Raw genomic sequence first — 21,258 nt, forward strand, 5'->3', positions numbered from 1 at the left:
TCCGGTCATTGGCCATCGATCAGCACGTAGAAGAAGGAAGGGTTGCGGCCGACGGCCGAAAGGAAGCTGCCGTAATGGTTCCTGGGAATCGTCTGGCAACCGGCGGACCAGGTATTCACGACGGGGACATTGTCAGCGCCACCCCAATGGATGTACATCGTCCGACCCACGAGCTTCGAATCGATGCGGGCCGCGTCGTTGAGCAGGAAGCGGCCGTCGCCGTCGGTGTCGCGCTCCACGGTCTGGTTTTCCGTCGACCTGAAGGCGCGGGCGTCCAGGAAGCCGTCGGGCTTCTCCTTGAAGAAGTAGGTGCCGGCACGCAGCCGCCCCGCATCCTTGAGACCGTCGGCATTGACGTCTTCGCCTGCCACCAGGGAGGCCTTCTTGAACGCGACGCCCTTGTAGCGATCATCGATCGGCTTGCCGGCCTTGAGCTGGGCGCGATGCGCGTATTGGGCCGAGGGTTCGGTATTGCCAGGGAAGAAGGCGACGCTGCCACGCCGTTGCCAGCCATTGAGCACGACGATGTGATCGTCATAGCTGCCGCGGCCCTTGTTGACCAGCGTGCTGGTGTCGCGGCGCAGGCCGAGAACGAGCAGTCGCCCCTGGCGAAGCGCATTGGCGGCCTGACGGGAGCCGCGTTGCTGCACGAGGCTGGCGCAGTACTGGTAGGCCGCGCGTTGAGACAGGAAGGGCAGCCGGGGCAGCGCCGGCCGCTGTTGGCGATCAGCGGCCCACTGGCGCAGCACGACAGAGCCTTCCGGGGTTGCATTGAGCGCGAGGCGCGCGGGCCAGGCCAGACGAGCCTCGGCGAGGCGGTGAGCGGCCTCGCGCATCGGGGCGTCCAGCTGCGCGAGGCCGTCCTCCCAGGCTCGCAAGGCGGCGGAAGCGTCCTGGACGGCGCTGGCGGCGAAGGTGGCGGCCAGTTGGTCCAGGTCGGGGTCGATGAGGGTCTGGGCGAGGCTCATGGCGGCAGTACCGAAACGGTCCGGATGACCAGTGGCGGGAATTCTGCGAATGCGGCCGCACCGACGCATTAGACAAAGGTCATGTGCGATGTCGCGCGAAGGCTCGGAAAGCGCCGGTGTCGGCGAGCGAGGTCAGGGAAGATGCGCTGCCCGCGTCCGGCCAGTTGCGACATCGACCCGGTCGGCGGCGGGCCGGTGACGAGTTCGGTATCGAGCGAACCGGTGGTGGCGCGCAGCGGCGTCATCCGAGAGATCCAGCACTTCGTCCAGGGATTTCGGTGGTGTCGTCGGGGACGACCCGCTACGGTACCCGATCCAGCAGCAAGACAGGAGTTCCCCATGGACACACGCGTGCGACACCGTCGCATCCAGGTTGGCGACGTGGACACCTTCTATCGCGAGGCAGGACCGGCGCAGGCGCCGGTCCTGCTGTTGCCGCATGGCTACCCCTGCTCGTCCTACGAGTTCCGCAACCTCATGCCGCGGCTGGCGGATCGCTGGCGGCTCATCGCGCCCGATTACCCGGGCGCCGGCTACAGCGCGACGCCCGAGTCCTTCGACTACAGCTTCGACGGCTACGCCGCCTTCCTCGACGAATTCGTGCGGACGCTGCGGCTCGAGCGCTACGTGCTCTACCTCCACGACTTCGGCTCGCCGATCGGCACCCGGCTGGCGATCCGCGCGCCGGAGCGCGTCGTAGCGCTGGTCATCCAGAACGGCGACATCCCTTATGAAGATGCGCTCGGCCCGAAGTACGCGGAGATCGAATCGACCTGGACGCTCCCCGCCGACGAGATGCGCGCCAAGCTGGCGGAAGCGATCCAGGAGCCGGTCTTCAAGGAGGAATTCCTGAACGCGGTCGACGCACCGCTGGTCGAGCGCATTACCCCGGACCTGTGGCAGTTGCACTGGTCGCTGATGACGCCCCAGCGCCGCAAGATCGCCATCGACCTGATCGCGGGTCTCAAGGACAACCGCGCCTGGTTCCCGAAGCATCGCCAGTACCTGCGCGAGCACCGTCCGCCCACGCTGATCGTCTGGGGCCCGCACGACCATTACATGCCGGAGCAGTCCGCGAGGGCCTACCTGCGCGACCTGCCGGACGCCGAGCTGCATCTGCTCGACGGCGGCCACTGGCTGCTGGAAACGCATCTCGACGAGGTCGTACCGCTGCTGCGCGACTTCCTCGGACGGGTCGCTTCGGGCAGTGCCTAGCCACGGCGCTTGCCCGTGATTTCCTACCCCGAGGGATCGGGGGCATTGCTCGCCGTCATCATTTCGACTATTCTCGAAAAATGGAACAAGACGACGTCGTCCGCGCGCTGGGCGCCCTGGCCCAACCGCTGCGCCTGCAGATCTATCGCGCGCTGGTCGTTGTCGGCGACGGCGGCCTGACGCCCGGTGCGATCCAGGAGGGGCTGGGCGTGCCGGCCGCGACGCTGTCGTTCCACCTCAAGGAGCTGGTGGGGTCGGGGCTGGTGACGCAGGAGCGCTCCAGCCGCAACCTCATCTACCGCGCCGCCTACGCCCGCATGAACGAGCTGCTGGGCTACCTCACCGAGAACTGCTGCCAGGGCGCGTCCTGCGCCCTGCCGTCGGCCCCGTCCGGCTGCGGTTGCTGAATGCCCACGCCGTTGTCGCCCTCACCTCCCGGAAGCCGCTGAACCATGACTGTCCATGTGCTGATCCTCTGCACCCACAACTCCGCGCGCAGCGTGCTCGGCGAGGGCATGCTCAATCACTGGGCAAAGCACCTCGGCAAGGACGTGCGGGCCTTCAGCGCCGGCAGCGCGCCCAGCGGCCGCGTCAACCCACTCGCCCTCGAGGCGCTGCAGGCCGCCGGCGTCGACACCGCGGGCTGCCGCAGCAAGAGCTGGGACGAGTTCACCTCAACGGACGCGACGCCGCTGTCCATCGTCATCACCGTGTGCGACAGCGCCGCGGCCGAGCAGTGTCCGGTCTTCTTCGGCGGCACCGGTCAACCGGTCAAGGTGCACTGGGGATACCCGGATCCGTCCGATGCCGAGGGGGGCGAGCCAGGCAAGCGCCGCGCGTTCGAGCTGACGCGGCAGGCCATCGGCTACCGCATGCTGCAGCTGCTGCAACTGCCGCTGGCGACGATGGGACGGGCCGAACTGCAGCAGGCGCTGGCCGCCATCTCGCGGAGCTGACGCGATGGACCTGCGTCGCCGACTGCTCGCGGAGGGCCTTCGCATCGGCGCGGTCCTCGCCGTGGCCGTGGACCGCTGCCTGTCCCCGCCTCCCGGCGAGCTCCGCGACACCCCTTCCCCCACCTCGACACCCGCGCCCCATGTCTGACACCCTCTTCCCCGATGCCGACTTCCCCGCGCTGGATGGCGCGCTGTTCGACGTGCCCAGCCAGGACCGCCTGACCGTGGCGGCGCCGTCGCGGCATCGGCCGCGCATCCTGATGCTGTACGGCTCGCTGCGCGAGCGTTCCTACAGCCGGCTGCTGACCTTCGAGGCCGCCCGCCTGCTCGAGGCGATGGGCGCGGAGGTGCGGATCTTCAATCCGGCCGGCCTGCCGCTGCCGGACGACGCTCCCGAGTCGCATCCGAAGGTGCAGGAGCTGCGCGCGCTCGCCGCCTGGTCCGAGGGCATGGTCTGGTGCTCGCCGGAACGCCACGGAGCGATGACCGGGATCATGAAGTCGCAGATCGACTGGATCCCGTTGTCGACGGGATCGGTGCGTCCGACGCAGGGCAAGACGCTGGCGGTGATGCAGGTGTCGGGCGGATCGCAGTCCTTCAATGCGGTGAACCAGATGCGGGTGCTGGGCCGCTGGATGCGCATGCTCACCATCCCGAACCAGTCGTCGGTCGCCAAGGCCTTCGCCGAGTTCACCGAGGCGGGACGCATGAAGCCGTCCGCGTTCTACGACCGGGTGGTCGATGTGATGGAGGAGCTCTTCAAGTTCACGCTCCTGACCCGCGACCTGGGCCCCTACCTGCTGGACCGCTACAGCGAGCGCAAGGAGAGCGCCGCGGCGCTGGCCAAGCGCGTCGATCTCGCGGCGGCGACCGGCTGCTCGCCGGGAGCGGGAGCTAGCCGCTGCGGCTGCGCTTGACGGGACGGCGGCCGGGGTCGCGACCGGTCCTTGAGCACTGCGCGTCCTCCCCTCGCCCAGCCGTTATGACTCCCGCGGCCGCATTGACGACAATGCGGGACCCCGCACGCCCGCCGTCACGACCATGACCCTCGCCCTCCCTCGCGCTGCCCGCCGCCTGCTGGCCCTCCTCTGCCTGGCCGCCGCGCCGGCGGTCCATGCCGACATCGTCGTGGGCCAGGTCGCCCCGTTCAGCGGACCGCAGGCCGTCACCGGCAAGGCCATCCGCGCCGGCGCCAAGCTGTGGATCGACGAGGTCAACGCCCGCGGCGGCGTCCGCGGCCAGCGCATCAAGTTCGTTACCCGCGACGACGCGCAGAAGCCCGAGGAAACGGTGCGGCTGGTCAAGGAAATGATCGCCCAGGACGCTCCGACGGCGCTGATCGGCACCGTCGGCACCTCCAACCTGGAAGCGCTCAAGCAGGACGGCGTGCTCGAGAAGACCCACGTCTCCATGGTCGGCGCGATCTCCGGCGCGACCAGCATCCTCACGGCGCGCGGCATGTATCCGGTCAAGGCGAGCTACCGCGAGGAAGTCGAACGCCTGTTCCGCCAGCTCGGCGAGATGGGCCGCACCCGCGTCGCGGTCGTCTACCAGGACGACGGCCTCGGGCGCGACGCGCTGGCCGGCGCGCAGGCCTCGGCCAAGACCCACGGCCTCACGCTGGTCGCCCAGTCGGGTTACGCGCGCAACACCACCGAGGTCGGCAAGGCGGTGGACGAGATGGTCAAGCAGACGCCGGACGTGATCTTCCTCGCCGCCACGACCGCCGCCGCGATCGAGTTCACCAGCCGCTACCAGGCCGCCGGCGGACGCGCCGGGCTGTACGGCATGTCCATCATCGACGTGCAGGCGCTGCTCAAGAAGCTCGGACCCGAGCGCGCGCGCGGCTTCGCCTTCTCGCTGGTGCTGCCGACCGACGACCGCCTGGACCGCGAGGTGGTGCGCGACTACCTGCGCCTGAGCCAGAACGCCAAGGATCCGGAACTGTCCTCGCGCTCGCTGGAGGGCTTCATCGCCGCCAAGGCGCTGGTGCGCGCCCTGGAGCGCAGCGCCCCCGGCGCGGCCGCCCTCACCGAGACGCTGGAACGCGGCTTCGAGACCGACGTCGGCGGCCACCGCCTGACCTTCGGCAAGGGCCAGGCGCCGTCGCGCTACGTGGACTTCGCCGTGCTCGGCGTCGGCGGCCGGCTGGTGCGTTGAGCACCGCGGAGCTCGCGTCACGCCATGGGCCTTCGCGGCGAGCGGCGGCGACGCTCGACCGAGGTCCGGCTTCCGAACAGTGCAACCGTCCCCGCCGTTCATGTCGCTTCCGTGAAGTCTGACAGCGCGCTTTCCGCCCTCCGTCGCTAAGCTTCGCGACCTCCCCACCACCACCACCGCCGTTGCCGCCGCACGGCGTTGCCTCGTGAAGTACCTGATCGCATCGGCCGCATGCGGCCTGCTGGGCCTGCTCACGCACGCGGGCGCCCATGCGGCGCCGGGCGCGGAAGACGAGGACCAGCTCGAGGCGCTGCTCCGGCGCGAGGTGCAAGGCCCGTCGCGTTACGCCCAGAGCCTGATGGACGCGCCCGCCGCAGTCAGCGTGATCACCCGCCAGGAGTCCGCCGCGCTGGGCCACCAGACCATCGGCGACATGCTCAGCCGCCTGCCCGGCGTCTACCTCGGCAACACGCGCAGCTACAGCAACCTCGGCGTGCGCGGGTTCAACCGGCCCGGCGACTACAACTCCCGCGTGCTCATGGCCATCGACGGCCAGCGCGTCAACGACGCCATCTACGACCAGGGCCTGCCGCAGCTGGAATTCCCCGTCGTCGCGGAATGGGCCAAGCGGGTGGAGCTGGTCCAGGGGCCGGGGTCGTCGATCTACGGCAGCAACGCGCTGCTGGGCGTCGTGAACGTCGTCACGCTGGACGGCGCCGACGCGCCGGGCCTGTCGGTGCTCGGCAGCGCCGGCTCGCGCGGGCAGCGCCGGGTCGAAATGCATTACGGCGCCACCGACGCCGCGGGCGGCGACCTCTTCATCGGACTGAACCTGCAGCGCACCGCCGGCGAGACGCTCTTCCTCCCGGAACTCGGTACCGCCGACGGCTGGATCCGCGGCCTGGACGGCGAGCGCCAGGCCGCCGTGCTGGCCAAGTACCGGCTCGGCCGCTGGAAGCTGTCGATGGCCGCGGTGCAGCGCGACAAGGACGCGCCGACCGCCCCCTACGGCACCCTGCCCGGCGTGTCCGGCACCCGCTACACCGACCGCCAGCTGATGGTCGAGGCCGCCTACGACGAGGGCTGGCAGGACGACCTGCGGCGCAGCCTGCGCCTGGGGCTGTCGCAGTACGACTTCCGCGGCCGCTACGTCTTCGGCCAGTCGCCGGACGTCGTCGACCGCGACGAGGCCTATGCCCAGTGGCTCACGCTCGACGCACGCGTGCTCTGGCGCGGCCTGCTCAACCATGAGCTGATGGCCGGCGCGGAGATCCGCACCTCGCCCTACGGCATCCAGCGCAACTACCAAGTGGCGCCCTACGAGTCGCGGCTCGACAGCGATGTCTCCCAGGATTCCGCCGCGCTGTCCGTGCAGGACCAGTGGCGTTTGTCGCAGCACTGGCAGCTGACGACCGGCCTGCGGCTGGACCACGCGCGCGGCTTCTCGCCGGCGCTGTCGCCGCGCACGGTGCTGGTCTTCCGGCCGGACGAACGCCAGACCCTGAAGCTGATGTGGGCGCGCTCCTTCCGCTCGCCCAACCTCTACGAGCGCTATTACGACGACGGCGGCCAGACGCAGCTGGCCAATCCGGGGCTCAAGCCCGAGCGGCTCGGCTCCGCCGAGCTCGCCTGGGAATACCTGCTCGCCTCGGGCCAGGCGCTCAGCGCCAACCTCTACGACACCCGCCTGAACCGCCTGATCGAACAGGTGCCGCTCAGCGACGACCCCGACGCCGTGGTGCAGTACGTCAACCGCGGCCGCGTGCGTCTGCGCGGCCTGGACCTGGGCGTGGAGCAGCGCGTCGAGGGCGGCTGGCTGTGGCGCGCCAGCGCCTCCTGGATGGACGCCCGCGACGAGCAGGGCCGGCGCCTGAGCAACGCGCCCACCTGGATGGTCAAGGGCCATGCGATCACGCCGCCCTGGCGGGCCTGGCAGCTCGGCGTCGAGTGGACCGCGCTGGGCACGCGGCTGGGACGCGTGAAGGTGCCGCCCGCCTGCTTCGTCAACGCCCAGCTGAGCTACCGCATCGACGCGCGCCAGAGCCTGGCGTTGCAGGTGGACAACCTGCTGGACCGCGACAACCTCGATCCCTCATCCCCCGACGCCGCGCTGAGCGCGATCCCGCAATCGCGCCGCGCCTGGCGCCTGGCGTGGCGCACCGCCTTCTGAGCCGCCGACGATGCCGATGCGCGCTCGCCTGCTTCGACGACCGACCGACCTGCGCCCCTGGCGCATGGCGGCGCTGCTGCTGCTCGCGCTCGCAGCGGCGGCACCGCTGCGCCCGGTCGCGGCGCAGGCCGCCGGACCGGACGGCCTGAAGGCCGAGGTGGTCTACCGCGCGCTGATGTTCGTCAACTGGCCCGCGGAGCGGGAACACGGCCGCGCGCTGCAGCTGTGCACCGCTGGCGACAGCGGCCTCGAGACGGCCCTGCAGGGGCTGACCGGGCGCTCGATCCGGCACCTGGCGATCGAGGTGCGCCGCCTCGCCCGCCCGGACCAGCTCGCCGGCTGCCACCTGCTCTACCTGTCCGAGCCCAAACCCGCCTGGCGCGCCCTGCTCGACCGCCAGCCCGTGCTGGTGCTGTCCGACCAGGCCGGCATGCTGGACCAGGGCGCCATGCTCAACCTCCAGATCGAGGACGGGCGTATCGTCTTCGACGTCGACCTCGACGCCGTCCGGCGCGCCGGCCTGGCCATCAGCGCGAAGCTGCTGCGCCTGGCGCGCTACGTGCGTCACCCCGCCACTTCGCCATGAACGCCAAGATCCTCGACGCGCTGGAACGCTGGCGCGAGCTGGCCGTGTCGCTGGCCGCGCTGCTCACCTTCGCCCTGCTGCTCAGCGTGATGCAGTACTGGCGGTTGCAGCAGCGCCAGCTCGAGGACCTGCGCACCCAGGCCGGCATCGTGGCGCAGACGGCCTCCGCCGCGCTGGTCTTCGACAGCCGCGACGAGGCCGGCGAGATCCTGCAGGCGCTGCGCCAGAATCCCGCCACGCTGCGGGCGCGGCTGCTCAAGCGCGACGGCCAGCCCTCCGCGGTCTATACCCGGCCGGCCGCGCAGCGCTCGCGCCTGGAGGCCTGGGTCGGACAGGTGGCGCTGGAGGTGCCGGTGATGGCCGACGGCCAGGCGGTGGGCACGCTGTCCGTCGAGGCCAGCCGGCTGCCGATGTGGTGGGACCTGGCGCAGTTCATCGGCGCGACGCTGGGCACGCTGGCGGCGACCGCCGGCCTGGCCTGGCTGCTGTCCAAGCGGCTGCGCGCGCAGATGCAGGAGGCGGAACGCCGCACCCGCTACCTCGCCCGCTTCGACGCGCTCACCGACCTGCCCAACCGCGAGCACCTGCGAAGGCTGCTGGAGAAGGCGCTGCGCCAGGACGGCGGCGCGGCGCTGCTGCTGCTGGACCTGGACAACTTCACCCAGATCAACGACCAGTTCGGCCACGCCGCCGGCGACGCGGCGCTACAGGCGACCGGCCAGCGCCTGCGCCAGCTCTGCCGGCCCGGCGACGCGGCCGCGCGGCTGTCGGCCGACGAATTCGCGGTGCTGCTCTCCCCACGCCCCGACGCGGCCGCGCTGCAGGCCTACGCGCAGCGCCTGCAGGCGGGCCTGGCCCAGCCGCTGTTCTTCGACGGCCACTGGCTGCACCTGCATGCCAGCACCGGCGCCGTGCTGCTGCCCGACCAGGCCGACGACGCCAGCGATGCGATGCGCTGCGCCGACGCGGCGATGCGCCAGGCCAAGCAGATGGGCAAGGACACCTTCCAGCTGTTCACGCCGCAGCTGGGCGAGGCGCTGCAGTCGCGCCTCGCGCTCGAGAACGACCTGCGCGAGGGCCTGATGCAGGGCGAGTTCCAGCTCGCCTACCAGCCGCAGTACGACGCCACGCGCCGCATCCGCGGCTTCGAGGCGCTGGCGCGCTGGCGCCATCCGGAGCGCGGCTGGGTCTCGCCGGCGGACTTCATCCCGGTGGCGGAATCCTCCGGCCTGATCGTGGAGCTGGGCCTGGCGATGCTCGGCCAGCTGCGCCGCGACCTCGACGGCTGGAAGGCCAAGGGCCTGGGCTGCCCGCCGGTGGCCATCAACCTGTCCTGGGAGCAGTGCCGCAAGCCGCAGCACCGCGAGCGATTCCTGCAGCAGCTCAAGGCGCTGCAGCTCGGCCCGGGCGAGGTGGAGTTCGAGCTCACCGAGAGCCTGAGCTTCGAGGACATCGACAAGCCCGATTCCTTCGTCTTCACCCTGCAGGGACTGGGCTACGGCCTGGCGATCGACGACTTCGGCACCGGCTACAGCTCGCTGGCCTACCTGCGCCGGCTGCGCTGCCGCAAGATCAAGATCGACCGGCTCTTCGTGCACGGGCTGGCGGCCAACGACGACTCGCGCATGCTGGTGGAGTCGATGGTGCGGGTGGCCCATGCGATGCGCATGTCGGTGGTCGCGGAAGGGGTCGAGCTCGACGCCGACGAGGCGGCGCTGATCGCCATGGGCTGCGACCTGATGCAGGGCTTCGGCTTCTGCAAGCCGGTCCCGCCGGCGCAGGTCGAGGCCTTGCTCGCCGGGGGCCTGGTGCGGCCGGTGTCGCCCGCGGAACCCGCCGCGGATTGAAACCGTCGTGAATTTGTCCACGGTCAATCTGGAAAATCCGGAGTTGTGACAAGTACGCACATCTTCTGTCGGCGGCATCACGGAAGATCCTGCCCTTTTCAGAAGTGCCAGGAAGTGCCACGCCCATGAACCGCCGTCACCTGCTCCAGAACTTCGCCGCGCTCGCAGGCGCCGGCAGCCTGCCGGCCTTCGCTGACAGCACCCGCATCCTGCTGGGCCAGTCGGCGCCCTTCAGCGGCCCGGCCCGCGAACTGGGCGAGCAGTTCAAGGAAGGCGCGATGCTGGTGTTCGACCAGGTCAACCAGCGGGGCGGGGTGAACGGCCGGCGCATCGAGTTGCGCAGCCTGGACGACGGCTACGAGCCCGAGCGCTGCGCGGCCAACACCCGGCGTCTGATCGAGGACGGCGTCACGGCGCTGTTCGGCTACGTCGGCACGCCCACCACGCTGGCCGCGGTGCCGCTGCTGACGGCCGCCAAGGTGCCGCTGGTGGCGCCCTTCACCGGCGCCGAGGCGCTGCGCACGCCCTTCAACCGTCACCTCTTCCACATCCGTGCGTCCTACAACGACGAGGCGGCCGAGATCGTCAAGCAGCTGATGGCGGTGGGCATCAAGCGCGTCGCGGTGTTCCTGCAGAACGACAGCTACGGCCAGTCGGGCCTGGCCGGCGTCACGGCGGCGCTCAAGCAGCACAACCTGGCGCCGGTGTCGCAGGGCACGGTGGAACGCAACTCGGTGGACGTCAGCGGCGCGCTGGGCTCGATCATGGCCGGCCAGCCGGAGTGCGTGGTCCAGATTGCCGCCTACAAGTCCTGCGCCGCCTTCATCCGCGCCTCGCGCAAAGCCGGTTTCCTGGGCAACTTCTACAACCTCTCCTTCGTCGGCGCGCAGGCGCTGGCGGCCGAGCTGGGCAAGGACGCGCGCGGGGTGGTGGTGTCGCAGGTCGTGCCCTTCCCGTTCTCCGGCCTCACGCCGGTGGCCGGCGAATACATCCAGCGCTGCAAGGCCGCCAACAAGGAACTGGGCTACACCGGCATGGAAGGCTTCATCGCCGCCAAGACCATGGTGGAAGGCCTGCGCCGCGCCGGTAACAACCCGACGCCCGACAGCGTCATCAGCGGCCTGGAAGCCCAGAACGAGCTCAACCTGGGCGGCTTCTACATCAACTTCTCCAGCCAGCGCCACGCCGGCTCGCGCTACGTAGACATGACCATCCTGACCGAGGACGGCAAGGTCCGGCGCTGATCGTCCAGGCCGCGCGCGCGTCGCCGCGGCAACCGCTTGTCACCAACGCGCGCTGCGCCTGCGGGTTTTCCCGCGAGACATTCTGAAAGCGCTTTCAGATAGTTGGGACCCAGAGGCCGCGGCGCGCCATCGCGCGCCAGCGGCCCTTCAGGCTTACCGCTGCATTCGGGCGTCGACGCCCGGTCCGCCGGACCGGGATCCGGAGACGCCGTGACCTCGCGCGCGTCTCCTCCACTGGTTCCGAGGAGATCCCAATGACACGCTGGATTCGATCGCTGGCCGCGGCCGCGCTTGCCTTGACGGGCCTGGCGGCGCAGGCCCAGAACTGGCAACTCGTCTGGCAGGACGAGTTCACGAACGGCATCGGCCCCCACTGGCGCTTCGAGACCGGCACCGGCTCGGGCGGCTGGGGCAACAACGAGCTCCAGTACTACCGCCGCGAGAACGCGAGCGTCGAGAACGGCCAGCTCGTCATCACCGCCCGGCGCGAGGACTTCGGCGGCATGCGCTACACCTCCGCGCGCATGACGACGCAGGGCCTGGCCAGCTTCAAGTACGGGCGCGTCGAAGCGCGCATCAAGTCGCCGTCGAGCTCGGGCATGTGGCCGGCCTTCTGGATGCTGGGCAGCAACATCACCTCGGTGGGCTGGCCGGCCTCCGGCGAGATCGACATCATGGAACACGTCAACGCCGATCCCGACATCCACGGCACCATCCACTGGCAGGGGCCGGACGGCGGCCATGCGTCCTACGGCGGGCACACCGCCACCAACGTCGCGGACTATCACGTGTACGCGGTGGAGTGGGACGAGCGCTTCATCCGCTGGTTCGTCGATGGGCGCGAGTACCACGTCGTCGACATCACCAACAGCGTCAACAGCACCGAGGAATTCCATCGCGACTTCTTCCTGCTGCTGAACCTGGCGGTCGGCGGCAACTGGCCGCAATGGAACATCGACGAGAGCCGGCTGCCCGCGCGGATGTACGTCGACTACGTGCGCGTCTACCGCAAGGACGGCGGCACGCCGGCCTTCACGACGACGCTGCAGGCCTCGGACTTCGCGCTGCAGTCGGGCATGCAGCTGGAGGCCTCGAGCGAGGGCGGCCAGAACCTGGGCTGGATCGAAGCCGGCGACTGGGCGGTGTGGAACCTCAACCTGCCGCAGGGCGGCACCTACACCGTCGAGTACCGCGTCGCCAGCCTGAACGGCGGCGGCAGTCTGCAGCTGGAGATGGCCGGCGGCGCGCCGGTGTACGGCGCGGTGGGCGTGCCCTCGACCGGCGGCTGGCAGAACTGGACGACGGTCTCGCACCGCGTGACCTTGCCCGCCGGGCAGCAGCAGATCGCGGTGAAGGCCAATGGGCCAGGGTGGAATCTGCGCTACGTGAAGATCACGACATCGTGATCGCTGAAGTCGCGAGGTGAAGTCGTGATGGAATGCGGCGGATGTCCTCCCCCGTCCGCCGCGTGCTCCCACCGCTCGACAGCCGGCTCGCGCCGACCTATGGCGGCGCGAACCTGGCCGACGCCTTCGCCATCACGCTGTCGGACGGCGCGCCCGACGACGCGATGGCGCTCGCCCGCGCGGCGCTGGCCGACCCACCGTCCTGGTTCCGCGCGCTGCTGGCGATCCGCGACGCCGCGGTCCGGCCCTTCGGACTGAAGACCTCGGCGGCGATGCGCCGGCACCTCGACGAGATCGGCGTCGCCCATGTCGACATCTTCCGGGTGCTCGAGGCCTCGCCTCGGGAGGCGATCTTCGGCGAGCAGGACCGGCACCTGGACTTCAAGCTGTCGATCCTGATCCGCCAAGTCGACGGATCGACGCGCCGGGAGGCCGTCGTCACCACGGTCGTGCACTGCCACAACCGGCTCGGACGGTGTTACCTCGCGCTGATCCTGCCGGGGCATGTGCTGGTGGTGCGCTCGCACCTGGCGGCGGCGGCGCGGCGGTTCGGAGCGAGGGACGGCACGCGGGACGGGGGCGACTGAGGCCCACCCGGCCCTGGGGTCTCTCCCCGTCAGTCGCGCAGGCGGACAGGCCAGAATCCGCCTCCATCGGCGCAACCGGCGCAACCGGCACAGGGGCAGCAGATGGACTGGCGATTCAAGGTAGGTCGGCAAGCGGTCCTGGCGCGATTGCCGTTCGGGCAGGGCCTTCGACGCGCGAAGCGCCAGCTGTTCGGCTACCAGCCCGACGAGGACAACCTGCGCAGCACCATCGAGGCCTGGACGCAGATGCGTCGGGGCCTGGAGCGCTCCGGCGGCGCGATCGAAGGCGCCACCGTGCTGGAGATCGGCACCGGCTGGTTCCCCACCATCCCCGTCCTGCAATGCCTGCAGGGCGCCCAGCGGGTCTACATGTCCGACCTCAACGTCCATCTGGACGAGGTCAGCTTCGCCGCGACGCTGGCGTTCCTGCGCCAGGCCTGTCCCGACGAGGCGCGGTTGCGCGCGATCCAGACGCGCGCCGACCTGCCGCTGACCTACCTCGCCCCGTTCGACGTGAACGAGCTCGCCGACGGCTCGATCGACCTCGTGACCTCGCGCACGGTGCTCGAGCACATCCCGCCGGGCGACCTGGTCCAGCTCTTCAAGGCGCTGTGGCCCAAGCTCTCGGCCCGCGGCCGGATGGTGCACCTGGTGGACCACTCCGACCATCTGGAGCACTCGGACAAGTCGATCACCAAGATCAATTTCCTCACCTGGCCCGAGCGCAAGCATGCGTGGGTCAACCGCCTGACGCGCGAAGGCGAGAACCGCCTGCGCTACCACGAGTACCCGGCGCTCTTCGCCGAGGCCGGTTATCGGGTCACGGTCGAGGAACACATGGTCCACGAGCCGACGCGCCAGCTCGCGAAGTCGCTGCCGCTGCAGCCGCATTACGCGGCGATGACGCCGGAGCAGCTGGCGACGATGGCATCGCTGTACGTGCTCGAACCCTGATCAGCGCTGGCGCTCGTCGGCTCGACGGACCGCGACGGCGCTCCACGCGGCTCGCGCCAACTCAACCGGCCGTCGCCACCTGCTCCTGCGAGCGACGGCCGGCGGTGAGCCACAGGACCAGCGCGAAGATCGCGCCGCTGACGCTGGCCAGGCCGAAGAACAGCATCATCGATTCATAACCGGCGGGGTTCTGCGCGCTGGCGCCGGCGCGGTCGTTGAGCCAGCCGGCCACCAGGTTGGCCCCGGCGATGCCCGCGTTCTGCGCCACCCACATCAGCCCGATCGCCGTGCCGAAGCGCGACGGCGACACCAGTCGGCTGGCCAGCGGCCACATCACCGCCGGCACCAGCGAGAAGCTGACCCCGATGAGCGCGGTCGACACCCACAGGCTGGTGGTGGTCAGCGCCATCAGCGCCATCGCGACCGGCAGCAGCACCGCGCCGAAGGCCAGGAAGGGCGCGTAGCGGCCGACCCGGTCGCACAGCCAGCCGAAGGCCGGCGTCGCGAAGACGGCGGCGAGGAACACGTAGCTGTTCATCGCACCGGCGGCCGCGAGATCCAGGCCATGCGCATGCTGGAAGTACTTGATCGCGAAGGTGCTGCGGAAGGCCAGGATCACCGAGTACCAGAGCACGCACAGCGCGAGCAGGAACCAGTAGGCCTTGCCGAAGTGCAGCAGGTCGCGCCAGGCGAAGGGTTGCGCCTGCTGCTGCGCGGCGCCCTTGTCGGCGGCGGCGACGCGTCGGTCGAGCCACCAGTACAGCAGCGCGCCACCGAAGGAGGCGGCCGCCATCGCCGCCGCGATCAGCAGCGGCGGCTGCCAGCCCTGGGCGTAGGCGTGGGGGAACCAGGTCGGCGACATGTCGGACGAGAAGGAGCCGAGCCGGCCGATGGACAGGGCCAGTCCCATCGAGAACGCCACCTTGCCGCCGACGAAGTACTGCGCGAGCGCCGCCAGCGTGGCGATGCCGAAGGTCTCGGCGCCGATGCCGAACAGCAGCCGGCCGGCGGCCATGCCGGCGAAGCCGGGGCTCAGCGCGGTGAGCAGCGCGCCGAGCAGGCAGACGGCGGCGGTCCACAGCGTCATGCGCGCGGCGCCGAAGCGGTCCACCAGCACGCCGCCGACGAGGATCAGCACGACGTTGGGCAGGCTGTAGATCGCGTTGAGCAGGCCGATCTGCTGGTCGCTGAAGCCGCGCTGGCTTTGCAGCGCGTCGGCGACGGGGCCGATCGAGTCGTAGACGTAGTAGTTGCCGTACAGCGACGCGGCCACCAGGGCGCACACCAGCCACGCGATGGCGCGGCTCGGGGACTTGTCGTTCATGGTCGGGTTCTTGGGCGGTCGCTCGGACCGAAGGGGCGGATTCTCGCCGCGGCGCGGTAACCAGCCGTAAAGACGCCGTCAGGACACGACATTCAGCGACGCGACCACCCATCGGTGGGGGCCGCTATGGTCCCGCCCGTTTCTGGCAATCGCAGCCCTTGCATTCAGGAGATCGGCATGGCAATCGCGCGCTCCCTCGTTTCCTTCGGCCCTTCCCTGCCCCGGGTGGGCGGCCTTGTCGCCGCCGGCGTGGCGCTGGCCCTGCTCGCCGCCTGCGGCAAGCAGGGCGCGACGCTGGGGGACGGCAGCTCGGAGATCACCGGCTCGGCCGGTCCGGCGGGCGCGAACAAGGCCAACCGCGAACTGATGAAGTGCGAGGCGCCGGTGGCGACGCTGTCGCTGATGGAGAACCCCAACGGCTACACCATCAGCGCGCCCAACGGGCTGCCGAATTCGCCGCTGCCGCTGGTGCGGCTGCTGGCGCAGCAGAGCGGCTGCTTCCGCGTCGTCGACCGCAACTCCGGGCTGAAGGCCACGATCCGGGAGCAGGAGCTCAAGGACAGCGGCATCCTGCGCCAGCAGGGCAGCACGGTCCACAAGGGCAAGGGCTACGAGGCGCAGTACACGCTGATCCCCAGCCTGACCTTCAGCGAGCAGGATGCGGGCCGGCAGGTGGGCGGCATCCTCGGGATGATTCCGGTGCTCAACAAGTTCGTCGGCGCGGCCGAGCACATCAAGCTCAAGGAAGCGCAGGTGGCGCTGCTGCTCACCGACAACGAGACCACCGAGCAGGTCGCGGCCGCGACCGGCTCGGTCCGCGTCACCGACCTGGGCATGGGCGGCCTGGTGCTGGGCAAGCTCGGCGGGGCGGCCGGCGCGGGCTGGGCCAACAGCAACGAGGGCAAGGTCATCGCCGCCGCCTTCCTGGATGCGCACAACCAGCTCGTCGTCCAGGCCCGCATGCTGCAGGCCAAGGAGCTGCCCGATCCGGTGCCGATGAAGAAGGCGGGGGAGTCCGGCAAGAAGGTGGCGGCGGGCGCTTGAGTCGACGCCCGCGAGGGCCTTCACTATGTCCTCGTCGATGGCTACTGATCACCGCCTGCGCAACGCCGCGCTGCTGCTCGCGACCGCCGGCTTCGCCACGCTGGCGAGCTGCGCGGGCACGGGCGACCCAGCCCTGCCCGCGACGACGACCGCCGAGCCGCCTGCCAGCACCTGCAGCTTCGGCGCCTTCGTCGCCGAGACCGATCCCGCCGGACTCAACGTCCGCAGCGCGCCGAATGCCACCGCCAAGGTCCTCGGCAAGCTGCCGCCCACCTTTGTCGAACCCTCGATGAACTACGGCGTGCGGGTCGAAGTCGACGTCGTCGGCGCGCGCAGCGGCTGGTTCCTGATCCGCAACGCCCGCGACAACGAGGCCTTGACCGACCGCCCCGCGCGTCCGATGTTCTCGGGCGAAGGCTGGGTCAGCGGCAGCAAGCTGACCGTGAAGTCACAGGCCGACGTCGGCCGCGCGCGGCCGAGCCCGAAGGCGCCCGTCGTCCTGCGCATCGGCGACAACGAGACCTTCGACAACGACGTCGTCATCGAGGCCGGACGACTCGCCGACTGCAAGGGCAAGTGGGCCCAGGTGGAGTTCGCGGACCAACGCTTCGCCGCCAAGGATCGAAGCTCGCTGAAGATCGATGCCGCGGCGCGCGCCGGCTTGCCGCCGGGCCGCTTCCGGGCCTGGGTCGACCGCCTCTGCGGGATCCAGGAAACCAGCTGCGACGGCCTGGCGGGCGGGGACCCCGCGCCCTGAGGCCGCCCCCCGATGAGTCGGGGGCGCCATCCCGCTAAGCCTCGAGCCGCAGCTGTCCAAACGCCGCCGGCACGTGGAAGTTGGGCTTTTCGCTGCCCGTCGGATTCCACGCGCTGAACTGCCGCGTCTCCTTGTTCCCCTCGATGCGGAACAGGTTGATGCACCACCCGTCGAGCGGCTGCGGGCCGCGCTGCATCGGCACCACGAGCTCCGCCGTCCAGATGCGATGGACAGCATCGACCGCCGTGCGCGCCCGGCTCTCGCCGACCAGGCGCCGGCGCCCGGCGCCGCGCACCTCCAGGTCCATCACCAAGCCGTTGGGTGACACCTCCACCTCGCGGTAGCGGTCCGACCCGGCGTCCTGTGGCGCCTGCAGGAAGACCTCCACCACGTCGCGCTGCCACAGCGGCCAGATCTCCGTCGAGGACAGCTCGCGATCGAAGGTGCTGAGCGCGTTGTAGCGACTGCTGAAGCGCAGGTGCAGCGCGCCGTCGGCATGCATCAGCTGCACCCGCGTCGACTGCGTCCCGGCCAGCGGCCGACCGCGCCAGTCATGGGCGAAGAACATCGCCGGCGCGTCCTCCCAGGCCGAGGCCAGCGCGAAGCCGTCCCGCCCGATCAGCCGCGACGGCAGGCGCGCCGCGCGTGCCAGCGGGCGCTCGACCGCCGTCTCCAGCACCGCCTCGATCAGCAGGTGCTCGCGGAACGCCGCCTTCAGCGTCGGCCTCGCGGCGTCGACGCGGCCAAGGTCCACGCCATTCACGTAATCGCGCACGCGCCACGTCCCCGGCCCCAGGCCGCGCAGCGTCACCGTGCCGTCGAAGCTCGGCGCATAGAACGCGTAATGCATCACCCCGTTCTTCTCGACCACATGGGTCTCCGGCTTGTCGAAGGCGATGTCGTAGAGCTCGCCGCGATACACGCCATCCGACAGGCCCTTCGCGTTGTGCGCCGCGATCCACTTGCGCCAATGTGACTCGCGCTCCGGCGTCAGCAGGAAGGAGTCCTTGGGCTTGGGATCCTCCGGCCAGGTGAATTTGGTCGACACCACCGCGCCCACGCCGACGGCCGACGCGAAATCCATGCCGCCGGTCGACAGCTCGACGTGGTCGCCCGCGTAGGCCGACCAGCGTCCCATCTGCGCCTTCAGCGCCTTGCCCTTGTGCCGCACCTGCCAGCTCGACAGCGGGTCCGACGCTGGCGCCTGGTCGATCCACGGCATGTTGTGGAAGGCGTAGCTCGTGCCGCAGGGGCAGACCTCGACCACCGCTTCCGGATTCACCGCATGCGCGGCCTCGAACATCGCGCGGTAGAAATCGGCCATCTGTTCGACCGAATCCTCCGGCTTCGCATGCCGGTGCTTCGGGTTGAAGCACGGCGCCACGCCGTTGAGATGCTGGCCATCGACCTTCACCCCGTCGAAGCCCCAGTCCTGGATGATCTTGCGGAACATCGTCGCCGTGCGCTCGCGTGTCTCCTTCGCGCCCGGACACAGGTAGAGGCAGTTCCACCACGTGATCATCTGCGGCGCGCCGTTCTGGTCGAGCAGCAGCAGGTCCGCGTGTTCGTGCAGCTCGTCGCTGCCCGGCGCCACCGCCAGCGGCGCGATCCACAGCCGCGCCTTCATGCCGCGCGCGTGGATGTCAGCCACCAACGCCTTCATGTCCTCCTCGCCGCGCGGGAATTTCTTGAGGTCGATGTCGAACCAGTCCCCCGTATGGCGCTGCCAGCCGTCGTCCAGCACCGCCCACTTCAGGCCGAGTTCCTGCGCCTTGGGCAGCGTCGCGCGCACGCGGTCGAGCGAGAAGTCGCGCTCGTAGCCCCACGCGCACCAGACCGATTCATGCGCGCTGCGCGGCGGCTCGGGGGCGGCCAGGCCCTGCGCGTTCATCAACCGCCGGTAGCGGTCCAGCGGGACGAAGCAGTCGCCCTCATGCACGGCGATGAAAGCCAGCGGCAGCGCGAGCGTCTCGCCCGGCGCGAGCGTGCGCGGCTCGTCGCCGCGCATCGCGATGTCGACCTGCTCGCCCACCGCCTTCACCGGCAACGAGACCAGGCGCGGCAGCGTGTCCAGGTGGCCGATCGCCACGCCCAGGTCGCGCCGCCACACGTCCACCAGCGGCGTGCCGCCGCCGTAGTCGGACGAATCCATGCCGAGGAAGTTGCGCTGCTGGAAGCCACGCTTGACCGGCTGCATCCAGTCGCGCCGGTCGGTGTGCGTCGCGCCCGAGTAGGTCCACCACCCGCCCGCATGCCGGGGCGCGGCCAGCAGCCGGTGCGCGGCCACCGTCCAGCCCTGCACCGTCAGCGGCCTGTCCGAGCGGTTGACGAAAGCGACCGCCATCAGCGCGACGCCGGGGTGCTCGTCCAGCAGCGTCACCGTGACTGTCTTCGCGACGGCCGCTCCCTCGGCACGGCCGGTCAGCACGAGTCGCTGGCCCGCGCCGAACGGTGTCGCACCGCTGCTCGGAACGGCGCTCGCGAGCGCGAAGCGGTCGAGCGTCCTCGTCTTCACGGCAGCGGCGCCCGCACCGCCCGCCGGCGTGGCACCGGCCGCCGGCGCCGCTCCGCCTGGCGTGGCCGGATCTCCTGCCAGCCCCTGGCCATCGACGATCACGATCGACTCGCCCGCATCGAAGCCGGTGAGCGCCAGCGGCCGCGGGCCGCCCAGGCGCACGAGACGGCTGCGCATCCGGTCGTCGAAGTGCAGCGACAGCCGCTCATCCTGCAGACGCACGTGTCCGCGTCCGAGGTCCGCGGCGCGGGCCGACGCGGCGGCGCCCGCCGTCGCGGCGAACGCCACACGCGGTGCGACGGTGGCCACGGGCGCGGCGCCCAGCCACTGGAGGAAGGCGCGGCGGCCGGTCATCGGGCGGCCTTCCACGCGGTCGGGAAGCTGCGCGCCGCGTTGAGGTGGTACAGCTTGTCCACGACGGCCTTGGGCAGGCCCAGGCCCTGCACCGGTTGCTCGAGATCGGACACCTTGAACGTCTCCTCCGTGTTGAAGTAGCGCCAGTGCATGCGCCACACCGGCTCGACTTCCTTTAGCAGCTCGGCGCCCGATTGTTGCGGCGGCTGCGAGACATCGGTGCCATACATCAGGCGGTCCTGGTACTGGATCATGAAGCGGCGCACCTTCTCCCGGTCGCGCTGGCTCTGGTACTGCAGCTGGCCGATGCGCGCGGCCAGGTCCACCTTCGCCAGCGGGAAGCGGTCCAGGAAGGCCGCCAGTTCGTCGACGCTCCGCTCCAGCGAGGCCATGTGCATGCCGATGAACTTCAGCTTCGGATGCGCCGCCACCATGCGGTCGCGCGCGGCCATCTGGTCCTCCCAGCCGGGCATCTCCGGGTGCAGCGCCATGTGGTACTGCGGGTGATGCGCGAAGTAGTCGCGATCGTTGAGGACCGTCATCTGGTCCAGCGGCAGCCAGCAGTTGTGCGGCTCGCCCTGGTGGCCGAGCATGGGGATGCCGCGTTCCTCGAACCAGCTGAACAGCGGCTGGAAGCGGGCGTCGTCGATCATCACCAGCTGGCCCTGCGGGTCGCGCAGGCTCATGCCGATGTTCTTCCACACCTTCACCCCGACCGCGCCGGCGCGCAGGCCGGCATCGATGCGCTGCTTCGTCGCATCGAGCCAGCCCGCCCGGTCGGACGTGTCCGACGAGAAGCTCACCGCCCAGGCCACCGCCGCCGGCCGCGCCTGGCGCAGCGCGACCGCCACCCGCTGCTGCTCGTCCAGCGGCGGGAAGTCGGGGTAGTCAACGTTGATCGTCAGCACCTGGAAGCCGAGCCGCCGCGCGGCATCGACGAACGCCGGATCGGCGTTGTGCAGATGGACGTGCGCGTCGATCTTGGGCACCTTGGCGAAGTCCGCCATCGTGTAGCGGTCCTCGCCCGCAGCGGCCGCCGCCTGGGCACCAGGGACGGCGCCCATCGAGGCGACCATCGCCGCCGCCATCAGGCTGGCGGCCAGCCAGGCCGGCGGCGCGGCGCGGGAGGGAGTTCTCGTCGTGTCGGTCATCGTGGGAAATGCAGGTTCAG

General features: G+C 70.4%; 19 protein-coding genes. 14 read left to right on the top strand and 5 right to left on the bottom strand.

Annotated features, from left to right (window positions below; genetic code table 11):
• Window positions 1-5 precede the first annotated feature (5 nt).
• On the bottom strand, window positions 6-968 hold the full coding sequence (locus FHT37_RS13810; protein ID WP_183482162.1) for a hypothetical protein: 963 nt from the start codon (window positions 966-968) through the stop codon (window positions 6-8).
• 68 nt (window positions 969-1,036) lie between these two features.
• The gene (locus FHT37_RS13815; protein ID WP_175538331.1) at window positions 1,037-1,213 is read right to left on the bottom strand and encodes a hypothetical protein; all 177 of its coding nucleotides are present in this window, start codon (window positions 1,211-1,213) and stop codon (window positions 1,037-1,039) included.
• 94 nt (window positions 1,214-1,307) lie between these two features.
• Between FHT37_RS13815 and FHT37_RS13820 the strand changes: the two genes are divergently transcribed.
• The 12 genes from FHT37_RS13820 to FHT37_RS13875 all read left to right on the top strand — a co-directional run bounded on the left by FHT37_RS13820 (window position 1,308) and on the right by FHT37_RS13875 (window position 14,093).
• Entirely contained in the window at window positions 1,308-2,183 is an 876-nt protein-coding gene (locus FHT37_RS13820) for an alpha/beta fold hydrolase (protein WP_183482166.1), read from the top strand.
• An 80-nt stretch (window positions 2,184-2,263) separates the two neighbouring features.
• Complete coding sequence (locus FHT37_RS13825) at window positions 2,264-2,590, top strand: helix-turn-helix transcriptional regulator (RefSeq protein ID WP_183482169.1); 327 nt, start codon at window positions 2,264-2,266, stop codon at window positions 2,588-2,590.
• A gap of 45 nt (window positions 2,591-2,635) precedes the next feature.
• Entirely contained in the window at window positions 2,636-3,139 is a 504-nt protein-coding gene (locus FHT37_RS13830; RefSeq protein WP_183482172.1) for an arsenate reductase ArsC, read from the top strand.
• Window positions 3,140-3,279: 140 nt separating this feature from the next.
• Complete coding sequence (arsH, locus tag FHT37_RS13835; RefSeq protein ID WP_183482190.1) at window positions 3,280-4,056, top strand: arsenical resistance protein ArsH; 777 nt, start codon at window positions 3,280-3,282, stop codon at window positions 4,054-4,056.
• Between the two features lie 124 nt (window positions 4,057-4,180).
• The gene (locus FHT37_RS13840; protein WP_183482193.1) at window positions 4,181-5,299 is read left to right on the top strand and encodes an ABC transporter substrate-binding protein; all 1,119 of its coding nucleotides are present in this window, start codon (window positions 4,181-4,183) and stop codon (window positions 5,297-5,299) included.
• 205 nt (window positions 5,300-5,504) lie between these two features.
• Window positions 5,505-7,469, top strand: coding sequence for a TonB-dependent siderophore receptor (locus tag FHT37_RS13845; RefSeq protein ID WP_183482196.1), 1,965 nt, complete (start codon window positions 5,505-5,507; stop codon window positions 7,467-7,469).
• Between the two features lie 10 nt (window positions 7,470-7,479).
• Entirely contained in the window at window positions 7,480-8,055 is a 576-nt protein-coding gene (locus tag FHT37_RS13850) for a YfiR family protein (protein WP_183482199.1), read from the top strand.
• Entirely contained in the window at window positions 8,052-9,902 is a 1,851-nt protein-coding gene (locus tag FHT37_RS13855) for a bifunctional diguanylate cyclase/phosphodiesterase (protein WP_183482202.1), read from the top strand. Before FHT37_RS13850 ends, FHT37_RS13855 begins: the two co-directional genes overlap by 4 nt.
• A gap of 125 nt (window positions 9,903-10,027) precedes the next feature.
• The gene (locus FHT37_RS13860) at window positions 10,028-11,146 is read left to right on the top strand and encodes an ABC transporter substrate-binding protein (RefSeq protein ID WP_091726485.1); all 1,119 of its coding nucleotides are present in this window, start codon (window positions 10,028-10,030) and stop codon (window positions 11,144-11,146) included.
• A gap of 254 nt (window positions 11,147-11,400) precedes the next feature.
• Complete coding sequence (locus FHT37_RS13865) at window positions 11,401-12,552, top strand: carbohydrate-binding protein (RefSeq protein ID WP_183482205.1); 1,152 nt, start codon at window positions 11,401-11,403, stop codon at window positions 12,550-12,552.
• A 41-nt stretch (window positions 12,553-12,593) separates the two neighbouring features.
• The gene (locus tag FHT37_RS13870) at window positions 12,594-13,139 is read left to right on the top strand and encodes a DUF2867 domain-containing protein (protein WP_183482208.1); all 546 of its coding nucleotides are present in this window, start codon (window positions 12,594-12,596) and stop codon (window positions 13,137-13,139) included.
• Window positions 13,140-13,241: 102 nt separating this feature from the next.
• On the top strand, window positions 13,242-14,093 hold the full coding sequence (locus FHT37_RS13875; RefSeq protein WP_183482211.1) for a class I SAM-dependent methyltransferase: 852 nt from the start codon (window positions 13,242-13,244) through the stop codon (window positions 14,091-14,093).
• A 61-nt stretch (window positions 14,094-14,154) separates the two neighbouring features.
• Here FHT37_RS13875 and FHT37_RS13880 read toward each other — a convergent pair whose 3' ends face one another.
• Window positions 14,155-15,417, bottom strand: coding sequence for an MFS transporter (locus tag FHT37_RS13880; RefSeq protein WP_183482214.1), 1,263 nt, complete (start codon window positions 15,415-15,417; stop codon window positions 14,155-14,157).
• A 177-nt stretch (window positions 15,418-15,594) separates the two neighbouring features.
• On the opposite strand from FHT37_RS13880, the gene FHT37_RS13885 reads away from it, so the two are divergent.
• Window positions 15,595-16,461, top strand: coding sequence for a CsgG/HfaB family protein (locus FHT37_RS13885; protein ID WP_183482217.1), 867 nt, complete (start codon window positions 15,595-15,597; stop codon window positions 16,459-16,461).
• Window positions 16,462-16,498: 37 nt separating this feature from the next.
• Window positions 16,499-17,218, top strand: coding sequence for an SH3 domain-containing protein (locus FHT37_RS13890; protein WP_183482220.1), 720 nt, complete (start codon window positions 16,499-16,501; stop codon window positions 17,216-17,218).
• A gap of 34 nt (window positions 17,219-17,252) precedes the next feature.
• Here FHT37_RS13890 and FHT37_RS13895 read toward each other — a convergent pair whose 3' ends face one another.
• Both FHT37_RS13895 and FHT37_RS13900 read right to left on the bottom strand, forming a co-directional pair.
• Window positions 17,253-20,087: an alpha-galactosidase gene (locus FHT37_RS13895; protein WP_221211093.1), complete on the bottom strand. Its 2,835-nt coding sequence runs from the start codon at window positions 20,085-20,087 to the stop codon at window positions 17,253-17,255.
• On the bottom strand, window positions 20,084-21,238 hold the full coding sequence (locus FHT37_RS13900; RefSeq protein ID WP_221211094.1) for an amidohydrolase family protein: 1,155 nt from the start codon (window positions 21,236-21,238) through the stop codon (window positions 20,084-20,086). The genes FHT37_RS13895 and FHT37_RS13900 overlap by 4 nt, the downstream gene beginning before the upstream one ends.
• Window positions 21,239-21,258: the final 20 nt, after the last annotated feature.

The organism is Mitsuaria sp. BK037, from assembly GCF_014193045.1.
Taxonomy (GTDB): domain Bacteria; phylum Pseudomonadota; class Gammaproteobacteria; order Burkholderiales; family Burkholderiaceae_C; genus Roseateles.

Bases quoted from the DNA above. Each gene is read 5' to 3' on its own strand.
- FHT37_RS13810 (WP_183482162.1), bottom strand. From the start codon at position 968: ATGAGCCTCGCCCAGACCCTCATCGACCCCGACCTGGACCAACTGGCC.
- FHT37_RS13815 (WP_175538331.1), bottom strand. From the start codon at position 1,213: ATGACGCCGCTGCGCGCCACCACCGGTTCGCTCGATACCGAACTCGTC.
- FHT37_RS13820 (WP_183482166.1), top strand. From the start codon at position 1,308: ATGGACACACGCGTGCGACACCGTCGCATCCAGGTTGGCGACGTGGAC.
- FHT37_RS13825 (WP_183482169.1), top strand. From the start codon at position 2,264: ATGGAACAAGACGACGTCGTCCGCGCGCTGGGCGCCCTGGCCCAACCG.
- FHT37_RS13830 (WP_183482172.1), top strand. From the start codon at position 2,636: ATGACTGTCCATGTGCTGATCCTCTGCACCCACAACTCCGCGCGCAGC.
- arsH (WP_183482190.1), top strand. From the start codon at position 3,280: ATGTCTGACACCCTCTTCCCCGATGCCGACTTCCCCGCGCTGGATGGC.
- FHT37_RS13840 (WP_183482193.1), top strand. From the start codon at position 4,181: ATGACCCTCGCCCTCCCTCGCGCTGCCCGCCGCCTGCTGGCCCTCCTC.
- FHT37_RS13850 (WP_183482199.1), top strand. From the start codon at position 7,480: ATGCCGATGCGCGCTCGCCTGCTTCGACGACCGACCGACCTGCGCCCC.
- FHT37_RS13855 (WP_183482202.1), top strand. From the start codon at position 8,052: ATGAACGCCAAGATCCTCGACGCGCTGGAACGCTGGCGCGAGCTGGCC.
- FHT37_RS13860 (WP_091726485.1), top strand. From the start codon at position 10,028: ATGAACCGCCGTCACCTGCTCCAGAACTTCGCCGCGCTCGCAGGCGCC.
- FHT37_RS13865 (WP_183482205.1), top strand. From the start codon at position 11,401: ATGACACGCTGGATTCGATCGCTGGCCGCGGCCGCGCTTGCCTTGACG.
- FHT37_RS13870 (WP_183482208.1), top strand. From the start codon at position 12,594: ATGTCCTCCCCCGTCCGCCGCGTGCTCCCACCGCTCGACAGCCGGCTC.
- FHT37_RS13875 (WP_183482211.1), top strand. From the start codon at position 13,242: ATGGACTGGCGATTCAAGGTAGGTCGGCAAGCGGTCCTGGCGCGATTG.
- FHT37_RS13880 (WP_183482214.1), bottom strand. From the start codon at position 15,417: ATGAACGACAAGTCCCCGAGCCGCGCCATCGCGTGGCTGGTGTGCGCC.
- FHT37_RS13885 (WP_183482217.1), top strand. From the start codon at position 15,595: ATGGCAATCGCGCGCTCCCTCGTTTCCTTCGGCCCTTCCCTGCCCCGG.
- FHT37_RS13890 (WP_183482220.1), top strand. From the start codon at position 16,499: ATGGCTACTGATCACCGCCTGCGCAACGCCGCGCTGCTGCTCGCGACC.
- FHT37_RS13895 (WP_221211093.1), bottom strand. From the start codon at position 20,087: ATGACCGGCCGCCGCGCCTTCCTCCAGTGGCTGGGCGCCGCGCCCGTG.
- FHT37_RS13900 (WP_221211094.1), bottom strand. From the start codon at position 21,238: ATGACCGACACGACGAGAACTCCCTCCCGCGCCGCGCCGCCGGCCTGG.